Annotated in this window: 11 protein-coding genes; 6 read left to right on the forward strand and 5 right to left on the reverse strand. The window is 35.5% G+C overall.

All coding sequences use genetic code 11. The features are described from left to right. Positions 1–205: 205 nt before the first annotated feature. Positions 206–2,326: a bifunctional 23S rRNA (guanine(2069)-N(7))-methyltransferase RlmK/23S rRNA (guanine(2445)-N(2))-methyltransferase RlmL gene (gene rlmKL, locus H3U96_RS10920; protein WP_198196672.1), complete on the reverse strand. Its 2,121-nt coding sequence runs from the start codon at positions 2,324–2,326 to the stop codon at positions 206–208. Between the two features lie 300 nt (positions 2,327–2,626). Between rlmKL and H3U96_RS10925 the strand changes: the two genes are divergently transcribed. Together H3U96_RS10925 and H3U96_RS10930 are read left to right on the forward strand one after the other, a co-directional pair. Next, complete coding sequence (locus tag H3U96_RS10925) at positions 2,627–2,935, forward strand: hypothetical protein (protein WP_065578488.1); 309 nt, start codon at positions 2,627–2,629, stop codon at positions 2,933–2,935. A 281-nt stretch (positions 2,936–3,216) separates the two neighbouring features. After that, positions 3,217–4,008, forward strand: coding sequence for a hypothetical protein (locus H3U96_RS10930; RefSeq protein WP_086361527.1), 792 nt, complete (start codon positions 3,217–3,219; stop codon positions 4,006–4,008). Positions 4,009–4,181: 173 nt separating this feature from the next. On the opposite strand, the gene glmS is transcribed toward H3U96_RS10930, so the two are convergent. Continuing rightward, the gene (glmS, locus tag H3U96_RS10935; protein WP_198196674.1) at positions 4,182–6,014 is read right to left on the reverse strand and encodes a glutamine--fructose-6-phosphate transaminase (isomerizing); all 1,833 of its coding nucleotides are present in this window, start codon (positions 6,012–6,014) and stop codon (positions 4,182–4,184) included. 3 nt (positions 6,015–6,017) lie between these two features. Next, complete coding sequence (gene glmU / locus H3U96_RS10940) at positions 6,018–7,400, reverse strand: bifunctional UDP-N-acetylglucosamine diphosphorylase/glucosamine-1-phosphate N-acetyltransferase GlmU (protein ID WP_198196676.1); 1,383 nt, start codon at positions 7,398–7,400, stop codon at positions 6,018–6,020. 147 nt (positions 7,401–7,547) lie between these two features. Here glmU and hemG point away from each other — a divergent pair, with 147 nt between their 5' ends. Together hemG and typA are read left to right on the forward strand one after the other, a co-directional pair. Then, positions 7,548–8,084: a menaquinone-dependent protoporphyrinogen IX dehydrogenase gene (gene hemG, locus H3U96_RS10945; RefSeq protein WP_086361226.1), complete on the forward strand. Its 537-nt coding sequence runs from the start codon at positions 7,548–7,550 to the stop codon at positions 8,082–8,084. Positions 8,085–8,238: 154 nt separating this feature from the next. Continuing rightward, positions 8,239–10,062 carry a ribosome-dependent GTPase TypA gene (gene typA / locus H3U96_RS10950; RefSeq protein WP_198196683.1) on the forward strand — a complete coding sequence of 608 codons (1,824 nt, stop codon included), beginning with the start codon at positions 8,239–8,241 and terminating at the stop codon, positions 10,060–10,062. A gap of 58 nt (positions 10,063–10,120) precedes the next feature. Here the strand turns inward: typA and H3U96_RS10955 are convergent, their stop codons facing one another. Together H3U96_RS10955 and H3U96_RS10960 are read right to left on the reverse strand one after the other, a co-directional pair. Next, complete coding sequence (locus H3U96_RS10955) at positions 10,121–10,513, reverse strand: RnfABCDGE type electron transport complex subunit B (protein ID WP_065578483.1); 393 nt, start codon at positions 10,511–10,513, stop codon at positions 10,121–10,123. Between the two features lie 14 nt (positions 10,514–10,527). Continuing rightward, positions 10,528–12,228, reverse strand: coding sequence for a formate--tetrahydrofolate ligase (locus tag H3U96_RS10960; RefSeq protein WP_198196685.1), 1,701 nt, complete (start codon positions 12,226–12,228; stop codon positions 10,528–10,530). Positions 12,229–12,378: 150 nt separating this feature from the next. On the opposite strand from H3U96_RS10960, the gene sohB reads away from it, so the two are divergent. Both sohB and H3U96_RS10970 read left to right on the forward strand, forming a co-directional pair. Then, entirely contained in the window at positions 12,379–13,467 is a 1,089-nt protein-coding gene (sohB, locus tag H3U96_RS10965) for a protease SohB (RefSeq protein ID WP_198196687.1), read from the forward strand. 665 nt (positions 13,468–14,132) lie between these two features. Continuing rightward, complete coding sequence (locus tag H3U96_RS10970; protein ID WP_065578480.1) at positions 14,133–15,491, forward strand: hypothetical protein; 1,359 nt, start codon at positions 14,133–14,135, stop codon at positions 15,489–15,491. The last annotated feature ends 486 nt before the right edge of the window (positions 15,492–15,977 follow it).

A 15,977-nucleotide genomic window follows, 5' to 3' on the forward strand; every position in this document is an offset into this window, starting at 1 on the left:
ATTTCCTTAATTTGGATTTTTTAATCTATTAGGCTATATGGTATCTAATTTATTTGAGTTTATAGTTTAATAGTTCATTAGTTATTTAACTATTTTACCATTTAAATGAATTAAAACAAACAGAATAGCTAATTGCTAAGATAAATTTGATTCAATTATTTTTGAAGATGGAAGAATTTACCGCCTTGCGGCGGTATTGTATTTATTATTGATGTTTAACGATAAAACAGCAGTGGATCTGTTTATTGCGTTTAAAATCGAGTGATAGAGTTTTATCGGTGATATCTTGAAATGTTAGCTCTAGTTTTTGCATACCATCGGCATCCATTTTGAAGCCTCGTTTATTGTTTGAAAATACTATTACTCCATTTGGTCTAAGTAAGCGTTTTAAATCACTCATTAATTTTAGATGATCACGCTGAACATCAAAGGTATCGTTCATCCGTTTAGAGTTGGAAAATGTTGGAGGATCGATAAAAATCAAATCAAACTGTTCATCCGCCTGCGATAAATAGAGCAAGCAGTCGGCTTGTATCAATCGATGTTTTTTTCCGGTTAAACCATTTTGTTTTAAATTACGATCAGCCCATTCTAAATAGGTGCGTGACATATCAACGGTCGTGGTTGATTTTGCACCACCAAGACCGGCATAAACGGTTGCGCTACCTGTGTAGGCAAATAGATTTAAAAAGTCTTTACCCGCGCTCATTTGGCCGATCATTTTTCTGGCTAGACGGTGATCCAAAAATAAACCGGTATCTAAATAATCGACCACATTAACCCAAAACTGCGTTTTTTGCTGGTTTATAGGATATTCATGGACTAAGAAGTAATCCTGTTTTTGTCCGAGTTTTTGATATTGTTGTTTACCTTTTTGCTTTTCACGAGTTTTTAGTACCAATTGGTCGGCAGTTAACTCCAGTACTGACATAGTGGCATTAATAATATCAAATAGTCGTTGTCGCGTTTTTTGCGGATCAATATTTTTTGGCGCGGCATATTCTTGTATCACAATTTTGTCTTTATAACGATCGATAGCCACGTTATATTCAGGTAAATCTGCATCGTAAAGGCGATAACATTCAAGTTGTTCTTGGCTTGCCCATTTTGCAAATCTTTGGCAATTTTTACGTAGACGATTGGCAAAATCGGCTGCAGGTAAATTTGGTGACGTAACCGGCTTATCGACTTGACGATCAGCAATGGTATAATTTTTTTGTACACAATCTAAAGGTCCATTTTTGGCTTTAAACTGTTTGTCGGCTCGCATTTGCAAACAATCTAACAGTTGTGGCGCACCACTAAATAGCGATAGTCGCCACCCAGCAAATTGTTGCTTAATTTGACGACCAAGTGCAGAGTGCAGGGCAACCAATGCAGGTTCACTTTCTAATCGTTCACCATAAGGCGGATTGCTGATGATCATACCATGTATCTGGTGCTCAAATGGATTAGTTAATTGAGTCACATCCTGCACAGCAAAAGTAATCAAGTCACCAACTCCAGCTTGGATAGCATTTTGCTTGGCGCGCTCTAACACCGCAGAGTTATTGTCATAACCAATGAAAGGCGTTGTCGCTTTTTTTACATTGTGCTTGGCCGCGAAGAGTAACTCATTCCAAAGTGTTGGGTTGAATCCTTGCCAAGCAAAAAATCCCCACTGTTTACGTAACAGTCCAGGTGGAATGTTAGACGCCATCATTGCAGCTTCAATTAGTAAGGTTCCTGAACCACACATTGGATCGATAAGAGGTTCGTCTGTTTGCCAGCCAGAGCGGCGAATAATTGCTGCAGCTAAGTTCTCTTTTAATGGTGCTTGGCCTGTTTGTTGACGATAACCACGTTGATGTAGGCTTTCACCACTTAAATCTAACGATAAGGTAACTCGATTTTTGTTGAGATAAGCATGTAAACGAATATCTGGATTTTGTTTGGCAACATTTGGGCGTTGATTGGTTTGACGCATAAAATGGTCAACAATTGCATCTTTGATCTTTAATGCTCCATATTGGCTATTGCGAATAAAGTCATTAACGCCAACAAAGTTGATAATAAATGAGTTATCGACCGCAAAAATATCGCCCCATTTTATATTCATTACACATGAATAGAGATCTAAATCGCTATAAATATCAAACTCAGCAATCGGCAATAAAATCCGAGAAGCCAAACGAGACCATAATAATGATTGGTACATGGTTGATTGATCAGCGTCAAAGTAGACACCACCTTGCGACACTTTACAATTTATCGCGCCAATATTTTCTAACTCTTGTTTTAATAACTCTTCAAGCCCGCGAGATGTGCTGGCAAATAGCGTTTTCATGCATAATCCACTTAACAATAAAATTGCAGGCATTATACCGACTAATTGCAACAGTGGGAAATGGTCAAACTAAACAATCTATAAACAAATAGAAAATAAGCAGAATCATGATAATTTATACAAAGGTATGGGTTTTGAAAGTTTATTTTTATATAAATTAACTGTTAGTTAATATAAGTGGAAATTGTTTTATCTATTTATCATAATTTGTTAATATACATAGGCTTTGGTTTCAGATTAATTTTATAATAAATTATTTAATTAGTAGATTTAATTAAGCATCTTTTGGATAGAGGTAAAATGAAAGTACTATCAATTGTTGGATTAATTATAGCTATAATATCTGTTTTTATTCCATTTTTCGGTTTAATTTTAGCTATGTTATGTAGTTTTTTGGCGTTAATTACTTTTGTTAAACAACCGAATATTTCTGGTACTATTTTTGGTATTAATATCTTTAGCACAGCATTTATGTCTCCAGTATTAGCTTCTATGGCCGCAGATTCAGGAATTGGTATTTATCTATTTTTTGTTATATATCATGTAGTAATGATGTTCAATGCATTTATTTTATTTTTAATTTTCCGCAAAAAAAACACTGCGGCATAATCCCCACCTAGATTGAAAAATCAATTTGCTAACTAACCTTCGATGTATTTAGCTGAGACCAAAAACAGAATTAATATGGATTGTTTTTCCACCAACCATAATAAGCATGGTGATTGGACAAAAGGTTATTGTTCTGCAAACAAAAAAAATCTAGGCGATTTTAAGAGAGAAATAGAGTATTGGTGATTATATTAAAATGAATATTATCCATCACTATATTTAATTAAAAATTTGTTTATGACAAAAATAGTTAAAATATCAATAATAAAAAGAGAATATAGATGAAAAACCTTTTATTAGTAGTATGCTGTTTTTTTAATTTTTATGCCTTCGCATCCGTTGATGATGAACGTAACCATATTCGTGTTACTAATAATTATCTCTTTCTTCTTTTTCCTGAGTATATTCCGCATTCTGTTCCTATAAAAAAACAAGAATTACTTATTGAAAATATCCAACCAACATCTTCTGTCAGTAATTTAGAAGTATATTCAGATGATAATGGTCTTATTATAGAAGAATCTGCTCCTGATAAAAAAGGTCTGATTATGGATTATAAGATGCAAGTTTTAACACGAAATGAAAAAGGAACTTTCGTTAATTATTCAGTGCAGTTTGATGATCAAAAAAACGTTACAGAAATTAAAGATTCTAACCAAAAAATAACTTCTTATTATAAATATGATGAACAGGGAAAATTGATTTCTTCAAATGAAAATGTAGATGGGAAAAATTATATAGGTACTTATTTATATGATAAAAACAATAATCTTATTCAGCATAACGAGCGAGAAATTGAAACTATTAGGTCCAAAAAGATACTTACTTTTCTGTCAACAAATTTATATTATTATGATGATGAAAATAGATTGGTTTCTTCCATTTCAAAACAGGAGGATCCTTTATTAAATGGAAAAACGGCATCGTTACCAAAAGATATCAATGAGTCTAAATATCGAACATTTACTTGTTACTATAGTCAATATAATGAACACGGTGATTGGACTATTAGTCAATGTTTTAACGGTGATAATGAATTAGATATGTCTATAACACGAAAATTAGAATATTAGTCTGCATAAGGCAAAAAACTGATAGCGAGGGAGCTAAGTCTTACTAGTTATTATACGTATGCTGAAGTAGGTGGAGAGCTGTTTAATAATTATCTAATTGATTTAATGTGAGAACTCTAATTTTGATGATGATACCAAAATATACATTAAGTCCTCACATTTGATCTAATAAATTACTCTACGGTCACCGATTTTGCTAGGTTACGAGGTTGGTCGACATCGGTACCTTTAATTAGGGCAACATGGTAAGCAAGTAATTGCGTCGGTACTGTGTAGTAGATTGGCGCAGTAAGTTCTTCAATGTGGGGTAAGTTGATAATATGCATAGTATCGTCGCTAACAAAACCAGCATCTTGCTCAGCAAACACATAAAGTTGACCACCACGGGCACGCACTTCTTCAATATTGGCTTTGAGTTTTTCAAGTAAGTCATTCGTTGGCGCCATAACAATAACTGGCATATCTGCATCAATTAACGCTAAAGGCCCATGTTTTAATTCACCAGCTGCATAAGCTTCGGCATGAATATAGGAGATCTCTTTTAGCTTTAATGATGCCTCGATAGCGATTGGATATTCATCGCCACGACCTAAAAATAGTGCATGATGTTTATCGACAAAATGACCAGCAAGTTTTTTGATTACAGGTTCGGCCATTAATACTTGTTCTATACGGTTTGGTAAAGTTTGTAATGCATGGACGATTGCTTGTTCAGTGATTTCTGCCATATCATTAAGTCGGCCTAACTTAGCCACTAACAGTAATAATACCGTCAATTGTGTGGTAAATGCTTTGGTTGAGGCGACACCAATTTCAACACCAGCTTTGGTTAGTAAAACCAAATCAGCTTCTCGAACTAAAGTCGATGCTGCCACATTACATACCGCAAGAGTGTTTAGGTAATTGTTCTGTTTAGCTAAGCGTAAAGCAGCAAGGGTATCGGCAGTTTCCCCCGATTGTGATAGGGTGATAAATAAACTATTTTTGCGACGAGCAGGTTTTCGATAACGGAATTCCGAGGCAATTTCGACATCACAAGGAATGCCGGCTAAGGATTCAAACCAATAACGAGCCACCATACCTGCATTATAAGCTGTGCCACAGGCAACAATTTGGATGTGTTCAACTTGCTTGAGAATATTTTCAGCATTTGGGCCTAGTTCTGATAAATCCACTTTGCCATGGGCCGTGCGACCTTCTAAGGTATTTTTAATCGCATTCGGCTGTTCATAAATCTCTTTTTGCATGTAGTGGTTAAAACCCGCTTTGCTGCCAGCATCATATTTGGCATCTGATTCAATGCAAGGGCGATTTATTTGATTAAAATTTTTGTCATAAATCGTTACTGAACGTTGAGTGACAAGCGCTATATCACCTTCTTCTAAGAAGATAAACTGCCGAGTTACCGGTAATAAAGCCAGTTGATCTGAGGCAATAAAGTTTTCGCCAATGCCACAACCAATAACAAGTGGGCTACCAGAACGTGCGGCAACTAGAATATCAGGATTTCGAGTGTCCATAATTACTGTACCATAAGCACCTCGTAAGAGTGGAATTGCTTTTTGCACAGCTTCTAATAAGGAACATTCTTCCGTGCTGATGATGTCATGAATTAAGTGGGCAATGACTTCAGTATCTGTTTCTGAACGGAATTGGTAACCTTTCGCGATAAGTTTTTCACGAAGTGGTTCGAAATTTTCGATAATTCCATTATGTACAACGGCAATAAAGTCGGATATATGTGGGTGCGCATTATGTTCAACTGGTTCACCATGTGTTGCCCAGCGAGTGTGGGCTATACCGGTTGAACCGGCAACTGGTTGTTCGTTTACCGCATCTTTAAGCGCTTGTACTTTTCCTACCCGCCTTATTCGCTGTAATTCACCTGTTGGTGAAATAATAGCAAGTCCGGCAGAATCATAACCACGATATTCTAAACGTTTAAGTCCTTCTAATAAAATATCTGCCACATCACGCTTAGCGATTGCACCTACAATACCACACATCGTTTATTCCTCTTTCGATTTCGTTGGTCTTTTCCAACCCGCAAGTTGTTTTTGTTTTACACGACTAACCACTAATTCATTGTCGTTAACATCGTTAGTAACTGTTGTGCCAGCCGCAATAGTTGCTCCTTTACCTATTTTGACAGGGGCAATAAGTTGGCTGTCAGATCCAACAAAAACATCATCTTCGATAACTGTTTTAAATTTATTAGCACCATCATAATTACAGGTAATTGTGCCAGCGCCAATGTTGACATTACTACCAATTTCACTGTCACCTAAATAACTTAGATGTCCCGCTTTGGTGGCTTTACCAAGATGGGCTTTTTTCAATTCGACAAAATTACCAACGTGGGCATGATCATCTAGTTTGCTGCCTGGTCTTATTCTGGCAAATGGTCCGATAGTACAGTGCTGAGCAATAATCGAATCTTCAATCACCGAGTATGGACTAATTTCGCTGTTATCGGCGATGGTACAGTTTTTCAAAATACAGCCTGCACCGATAATGACATTATTTCCTAATGTGACATCGCCATGAATAATCACATTTGTATCAATGATGACATCTTTACCATGAGTTAATTTTCCACGTAGATCAAAACGGGCTGGATCAAGTAAAGTTACTCCAGCAAGTAACAATTGCTCGGCTTGATACTGTTGATAATGGCGTTCTAAAGTTGCTAACTGTAATCGATTGTTGACGCCTTCAACTTCAAATCGCTTTATTGGATGTGAAGTTAAAATTTCATAACCATCTTGATGTGCAAAGGCAATTATATCGGTTAAGTAATACTCTTTTTGCGCATTGTTATTGGTTAAACGCGCTAACCACTGCTTAAGTAATTTGCCTGTAACTAGCATAATACCAGTATTAATTTCGGTGATTTTTTGTTGTTCGGCATTGGCATCTTTTTGTTCAACGATAGCCACAACTTTACCATCTTTGCGTTCGATTCGACCATAGCCAGTTGGGTCATCTAAAATCACTGTTAATAAGGCAATACCTTGTTTGGGTTTACTAGCAATAAGATTTTGCAAAGTTTCAACTGAGATAAGTGGAGTATCGCCATATAAAATTAATATATCTTCATCATCTTGAATGTAAGGGATAGCTTGTTGAACCGCATGTCCTGTCCCTAATTGTTCAGCTTGATAAACAAGTTGCACCGGCTGATTTTGTAACGATTTTTCAAGTTCGTTTTTGCCATGTCCATAAACAATATTGATGCGATTAGTATTAAGTTGTTGAACTGTATCAATAACATGTTGTAACATCGGCTTACCGCCGATTTTATGTAAAACTTTAGGTAGGTTGGAATACATCCGTGTGCCTTTTCCTGCCGCCAAAATAATAGCACTACGTTTTGGAGGTGAAATTGCCATAATCAGTTCCGGTCTGGTTAAATAAGGCTAATACTATAATCAAAGTTTTCCATGAAATCACCCCGAAATTATTAATTTTTATCCTAAAAAAAGAATTATTGATATTTACCAAGAGTTTTAATAAAAGGAAGCATTGTTATGAATAGCATTATCAAGGTTTTATTGCTTTATACCACTCATGAAAAGCAAACCTTTAAAATCATGCAGCGAATAAAAACAGAACTTGCCGGTAAATGTGATTGTGATTTGATTGAGTTACTACCAGATAGCCACATAGATCTTACTAATTACCAAGCGGTATTAATTGGTTGTTCTATTCGCTATGGTTTTTATAGTAAAACCATGAAAAAATTTATTGATGCTAACTATCTGCAATTAAATACACTTAAATCTGGCTTTTTTGGCGTAAATGTGGTGGCAAGAAAACCGCATAAAAATACGCCTGAAACGAATATATATACTAAAAAATTCTTAGCTAAAATTGCATGGCAACCAACGATTAAAGCGGTATTTGCTGGGGCACTTTATTATCCAAAATATAATTGGTTTGATCGTAATATGATTCGCTTTATTATGTGGTTAGGTAAAGGTGATACCGATGTGACTAAAGAAGTGATTGAGTACACAAATTGGGACAAAGTAGATGAGTTTGCTCATCAATTTGCGACACTTATCAATGAGTAATCTTAGTTATCTCTATAAAATAAGTCAGTATTTTCGTTAAATATCAAGTCTTAAAGTTCTTTTTAAGAAACTTTGTGATATAGATCAACATTTTTACTAAAAAGGTGTACAATATTGCGCCTATAGAATTTATCTCCTAATTGGGATTTTAATTGTGATTGAAAATTTAAGAAATATAGCCATTATTGCTCACGTTGACCATGGTAAAACCACCTTGGTTGATAAATTATTAAAACAGTCTGGTACGCTTGATAATTTACGTGGTGACGACAATGAAAGAATAATGGACTCTAATGCGCTAGAAAAAGAGCGTGGTATTACTATTTTAGCTAAAAATACCGCTATCGATTGGAATGGTTATCGTATTAATATTGTTGATACTCCAGGACATGCCGATTTTGGTGGTGAAGTTGAACGTGTAATGTCAATGGTTGATTCGGTATTATTGCTGGTTGATGCAATGGACGGACCAATGCCACAAACACGTTTTGTTACCCAAAAAGCGTTTGCTTATGGTTTAAAACCGATTGTTGTTATCAATAAGGTTGACCGTCCAGGCGCTCGTCCTGATTGGGTTGTCGATCAAGTATTCGATTTATTTGTAAATCTAGGTGCAACTGATGAACAGCTTGATTTCCCAATTGTTTATGCATCAGCATTAATGGGATTTGCAGGACTTGATCATGAAGATATGGCTGAAGATATGACGCCATTATTTGAAGCAATTGTTGAACATGTTGAGCCACCAGCAGTTGACTTAGATGGTCCTTTCCAAATGCAAATTTCACAACTTGATTATAATAACTATGTTGGTGTTATTGGTATTGGTCGTATTAAACGTGGTCGTGTTAAACCAAATCAACAAGTCACTATTGTTGATAGTGAAGGTAATAAACGCACAGGTAAAGTAGGCCAAGTATTAGGTCATTTAGGTTTACAACGTTATGAAGCTGAAGTTGCTGAAGCAGGTGATATTATTGCGATCACTGGTTTAGGCGAACTCGGTATCTCTGATACGATTTGTGATAATAGTTGCGTTGAAGCATTACCAGCATTAAGTGTTGATGAACCAACTGTTACTATGTTCTTTAATGTTAATAGCTCACCATTTGCTGGCAAAGAAGGTAAATATGTGACTTCACGTCAAATTCTTGAACGTTTAAACAAAGAACTGGTACATAATGTGGCATTGTGTGTTGAAGAAACACCAGATCCAGATGCATTTAAAGTTTCAGGTCGTGGTGAGTTGCACTTATCGGTTCTTATCGAAAATATGCGTCGTGAAGGTTATGAGCTTGGGGTATCACGTCCTAAAGTTATCTATAGAGAAATCGATGGTAAAAAGCAGGAACCTTTCGAACAAGTTACTTTAGATATTGAAGAACAGCACCAAGGTTCAGTGATGGAAGCTTTAGGTTTACGTAAAGGTGATTTAACCAATATGTTACCTGATGGTAAAGGTCGTGTACGTTTAGATTATGTGATCCCAAGCCGTGGTCTTATCGGTTTTAGAACTGAATTTATGACTATGACATCTGGTACTGGTTTACTTTACTCAACATTTAGCCATTACGATGATGTTCGTCCAGGTGAAATCGGCCAACGTAATAATGGTGTAATGATTTCGAATGGTACAGGTAAAGCGTTAGCTTATGCACTTTATAGCTTACAAGATCGCGGTAAATTATTCCTTGGCCATGGTGCAGAAGTGTATGAAGGACAAATTATTGGTATTCATACCCGCTCAAATGATTTAACCGTTAACTGCTTAACTGGTAAAAAATTAACTAACATGCGAGCATCGGGTACTGATGAAGCGACTACGCTTTCACCACCAGTTAAAATGACATTAGAACAAGCATTAGAATTTATTGATGATGATGAATTAGTAGAAGTTACACCATTATCTGTACGTTTGCGTAAACGTCATTTAACTGAAAATGATCGTAAACGAGCATTCAGAAGCAATAAAGAGTAATGTCAGTAAAAAACTAGCAAGTTTAACTTGTTAGTTTAAATTAGAAATGAAAACCTCGCTAATTAGCGAGGTTTTTTTTGGCTTTCACTCTTGCGATAGCATCGGCAATTGATTGCTTGCGATCTTTTTGTGTAGTCGTATTGCTTATTGGCATCGACTTAGGAAATAAAATTGTTGGTGGTACCAGTTGATTGTGATTTAATCGTTGCTGTTTTTTTTGCGTCAACAGTAACTCTTCCTGTTCATTCAAGGCAACACCTAGTGTACTTAAGGTAATACAGTCAGTTGGACAAGTATTAATACAATTACTACAAGATGTACAATATTGTGGCAATATGGTATGTAATACTTGTTTGCTCCCTACAATAGCATCAGTTGGGCAAACGCGTATACATTTGCCACAACCAATACAATTTTCTTCATCAATTAACGCTTTATATTGTGTTTGCATAATAATTTTTTAAATTAACTTAAACCAACAATATTACCATCTTTGTCAATATCGATATTTCGATAAGCCGGATTAGTACCAAGTCCAGGCATTGTCATCACATTACCTGCATAAACCCTAATAAAACCAGCACCTGCCGAAATTGCTAAATGGCTGATATCAACATCAAAATCGGTTGGCACATTTTTTAAGTTTGCATCAGCACTAATTGACATTGGTGTTTTCGCGATACAAAGTGGTAAATGATCTAATTTTAATGCTTCAATTTCTTTAATGTTTTTAAGCGCGGTGTCTGATAAATTAGCTTTATTCGCACCATATTTTTTTACCATTGTTTGGATTTTATCTATTAATGGCATACTGTCAGGATAAGGTAACTTGATTTCACTTGGCATATCACACGCTCTAATTACATGTTCGGCAAGTTTTTCGGCGCCTTTACCACCTTGAGTAAATACTTCACTGACTTCACAAGCAAATGCACCGTGTTCAATGGCGTATTTTTGTAAAAATGCTAATTCTTCCTCACTATCATGTGGGAATCGATTGATTGCTACAATCACTTGTAAACCATAACTTTTAGCATTATTAATATGCCACGCTAAATTAGCTGCACCAATTTCAAGCAATTCTACATTAGACTCTGAAATCTCTTTTGGTATAGCTTGTCCTGGCTTGATATTATATTTACCACTATTGGATTTTAAGCTACGCACAGTTGCAACAAGCACTACACAAGATGCCTTGATACCAGCTTGACGATATTTAATATTAAAGAATTTTTCCATTCCCATGTCTGAGCCGAATCCTGCTTCGGTTATAACATAGTCAGCTAATTGCATAGCAATGCGGTCTGCAATTACAGATGAATTACCATGAGCAATATTGGCAAATGGGCCTGCATGGATTAATACCGGTGTATTTTCCACTGTTTGCATAAGGTTTGGATTAATGGCATTTTTAAGAAGAACGGTCATTGCCCCAGCAACTTCAAGTTGTTCAGCAGTAATTGGTTCACCACTAGTGTTATAGGCTAAAATAATTCGTCCAATTCGTGCGCGCATATCATGTAGATCAGATGCTAACGCTAAAATTGCCATAAGTTCTGATGCCGCAGTAATTTCAAAGCCGTCACGGCGTTCAATACCATTGACGCCACCGCCAACACCGACAGTAATATTACGCAGAGCGCGATCATTGTGATCGATAATTCGTTTCCAGACAATACGGTTTATATCGATATTTAGACGAGGCAAACCTGTTTGTGCTGTAAATTCATCACCAAGGCGCTCTTCATGATAAAGACGAGAATCTAATGCCGCAGACGCTAAATCATGTGCGGCGGTTATCGCATGAATATCACCAGTAAGATGGAGGTTTAAGGTTTCCATTGGCAAAACTTCGGCTTGCCCGCCACCGGCAGCACCACCTTTAACGCCAAAAACTGGTCCTAAACTAGGTTGACGAATACAAGCGATAGCAGATTTTCCTAAATAATTTAAACCTTCACTTAATCCAATAGTATTGACAGTTTTTCCTTCACCAAGAGGGGTTGGGGTTATTGCTGTGACTAATACTAATTTACCCTGAGTTTTATTTTGATCTGCTTTAATAATAGATAAATCAATTTTAGCGACATATTTACCATGAGGCAGTACATATTCATCAGGGATATTACATTGTTTTGCGATTTCAGTTATTGGACGTAAAGGCATATTCGTTCTCGTATAATAATAAACAGGTTGTCAGTATAAAGAATTTAAAATGCCGAATAAAGCAACAATTTTATCTTTATTGATTTTCGGCACAATCTTTAATTATATTGTTATAATGGGCAAATTTTTAAACTATAGGATAATTGTCAAATGAATTGGTTTTCACAGTATTCGCTTTTCCTGGCTGAAACAGTAACTGTTGTTGTTGCTATTCTAGCAATATTAATATTTATTTTATGTCAGCGTCGAAAATCATCCACAGTTGCTGGCCGAATGTCAGTTAAAGATATAAGCCAAGAGTATGAACAAGCTAAAGATGAAATGTTAATGTCTAGTATGGACGAGGTTGAAGCCAAACAATTCACTAAAGATCTAAAAAAACAAAAAAAACTTGAAAAGAAACAGGCTAAACAAGCAGCTAAACTAAATAAGAAACAAACAGATACTGCGGCGTCGGACGATACTGTAAAATCACCCGAGACAACGTCTGCTTTACAAACAAAACCTAAACTGTTTGTTCTATCATTTAATGGTAGTATGGATGCGCATGAAGTTGAAGAGTTACGCCAAGAAATTACTGCCATATTAGCTATCATCAAACCAGAAGACGAAGTTGTGGTAAAACTTGAAAGCCCAGGTGGGGTAGTGCATGGTTATGGGTTGGCCGCTTCGCAATTATTACGCTTTAGAACACGAAATATCCCTTTTACTGCGGTGGTAGATAAAGTTGCCGCCAGTGGTGGCTATATGATGGCATGTACTGCTAACAAAATAGTTGCAGCGCCATTTGCTATTGTTGGTTCAATTGGGGTAGTTGCGCAAATTCCTAACTTTAATCGATTACTTAAAAAGCATGATGTTGATATTGAATTGCAAACAGCAGGCGAATACAAGCGAACTTTAACCATGTTTGGTGAAAACACTGACGAAGGTCGTCAAAAATTCAAGCAAGAACTGGAAGAGACTCATCTATTATTTAAAGACTTTGTAAAAGAGTATCGACCTAATATTGATATTGAACAGGTTGCTACAGGAGAACATTGGTTTGCAACACAAGCTAAAGAAAAGGGTTTAGTTGACGAAATTAGTACCAGTGATGATTTTATCTTATCGCATTTAGACACGCATAAAATCATTGCAGTTAACTATCAACGAAAACAAAAGCTATCAGAAAAACTCTCGAAAAATGTTGTAAAAGGCATGGAAAGATTATTCTTTAGACAAGGAAACGGACTATAACAGTCCGTTTTTTTATAAATGTATCAGCTAAATTTATTACAAACCAATCATAAAATTTGCAAAATCTCATCAAGATAATCGTTAAAGTTGATATTTTTTAGCAATGATTAATTAACTTCAAAATAGCTTATTTTTAAGAATTTTAATGGTAAAAATTAGCTTTATTACTGAATATCGACAACTTAAAAAGAGCAACGAGTTATAGATAAATATTTAGATAATTTATTGCTTAGTGATCTATTCTACGGACAATTTTTTAGCAAAAAAATAAGAAATAAGGCAAAAAATAAAGGTTTAAAAAATTAAATACCTTTACAAAAATTAACAATTTAGAGGTTAAAAAAATTGCATACTTTTTACTTAATCTCTATACTTTTCCTTATTCTTATTAAAGTGAAATTACCGATTAGTAGTTAGTCAATTAAACGAAATAAATTAATATAAAACATTAATTTACTTGACACGGACGTTATTATGAGCTATAATTTTAACACCAAACACCAAACACCAAACCTGCCCAAACCAATAATTTAAATTCGCCTAATTTTAACAATCAAGGTTTAATCTTTCGTCAGATTTTATTTCTCCACCAACACTTAAGAAATTTTTTTAGTCCGATTTTAATTAAGCCAATTTTTTCGGTATTAGCACTTGTTTTATTGCTAATGTTATCATTTAGTAGTCAGTCTTTAACCGCTAGAACAACTCATATTATTCATGGTAATGCGCCATACTTAACTTTTGATGGTGGTCAGACTCGAGTTACTGATACAACTAAATTATTAGGTATTATTTTATCGGATGGAAGAACGTTTACAGCAAATAATAATTCGTCAATAACACCAATAATCTTGCCAAATCTTGGTGAAACTTTAGCTAATGTAGATATGCTGGTACCAATTGGTGCAGATTCAATTTCATTAACTTCAATTATTGGTTCGCCTTATAATTATTGGGGGGATGATGACGGTGATGGTCAGGAAAATAATGGTATCTCTGCTACAGGTTATTTAAGTTTAACTATTACTGACAAAGATAATCAAACTGTATCTCGTAATTCAACTTTAGATATTTGTAGAGCACCTTATAAAATCACATTAACCAGTAATGATGGTATACTAAGTACCCAGTATGGCGTACCTAGTAGTAGCTATTTTACAGGTAGTCATGCGACGTATTACATTAATCCCAACGAATCATCAAAAGTTTGCTTTGTTGCTCCAATATTATTTCCTGGTTCAAATACAGAGGTTAATGGTATCGATTTTCGAGGGCCACCTTCTATATGGCTTGCCAATAAGGGGTTTATTCCTCAGTCTACAACGCTATCAACTTACAATTTGAATTTTCCTACTACAGGAATGCATGATTTGTACTTTGACCTAGATATTGGAGGAGCAAGAGTTTTAACATGGGACTCGGTCGAACGGGGGGGAATTACCGCGACGTTAATCCCTGATTCAACAGGTTCACGTGTTACTGTCAAATTAACGGGGCCCAGTGCAAAAGATTTTCAATTAAATTCTGATTTACCCGGTAGTGTAGCAAAGCCTGTATTACCACAAACATTTGAGTTAGTTGGTAAAGATAGTCAAGGTAATCCTTTGATAAAATATGGTTTTCAATTAAAACAATGGTATGTCCATCGAGGTGCAAATAATTACTATACTTATCCAAGTACCTTATCATGGTGCAGTAATATTGGTTATCGTCTTCCTCAAATTAAAGATTTAACTAATGCTATTTGTGCAGGACCTTGGTGGGATGAGGAATGTCAAGGTTCGGTTAGTGCAACTCCATCTTCAAACGGTAATAACTTTCAACGTGTAATTGGCGGAGGATTCTTCTCGGAGTGGGGACAAATGGACAAATATATTAGTAGTTTTTATGATAATCACAATTACTGGACCATCGATTTTGTAGAAACAGATCGTTTAAGCCATTTTTCCGTTCACTCGAATAATGGTCACATTGCTCGGCATAAAAATGAAGTTGTACTCAGAGGTATGTGTACTACCCCTTAATTTTTTGTTAGAAAAATATAAGAGAGTACTAGCAAATTGCTAGAGAATTTCAACTATTCAGGAGATTAAAATCACATAGCCTTCAGTTTTACCTGAGGGTTTAAACAAGAAAGTTGAGGAACGGGGTTTTTTGAGCACTAAATGTCCACAAATTTTAGATTTTAATTAAAATTTTGCTAAGAAATAATGGTTTTGATATCTGATATATTATTTTTTAATTACTAAAATATTTTGAGTCAATTATTGTTTACATATCTTAACAATTTATCATTAAGCAACATTTGTCAAAATTGATAAATTTATTTATAATTTTTCAATAAGGAAATATATTTTTCATGTTATAAAGTAATCGGATAATAGTGACAAGGGACTGAAAATATGTTAAAATACAGTTGTTTAGAGGCCAGCCAGCCAGCCAGCCAGCCAGCCAGCCAGCCAGCCAGCCAGCCAGCCAGCCAGCCAGCCAGCCAGCCAGCCAGCCAGCCA

The sequence above is a fragment of the Gilliamella sp. M0364 genome (assembly GCF_016100565.1).
GTDB lineage: Bacteria > Pseudomonadota > Gammaproteobacteria > Enterobacterales > Orbaceae > Gilliamella > Gilliamella apis.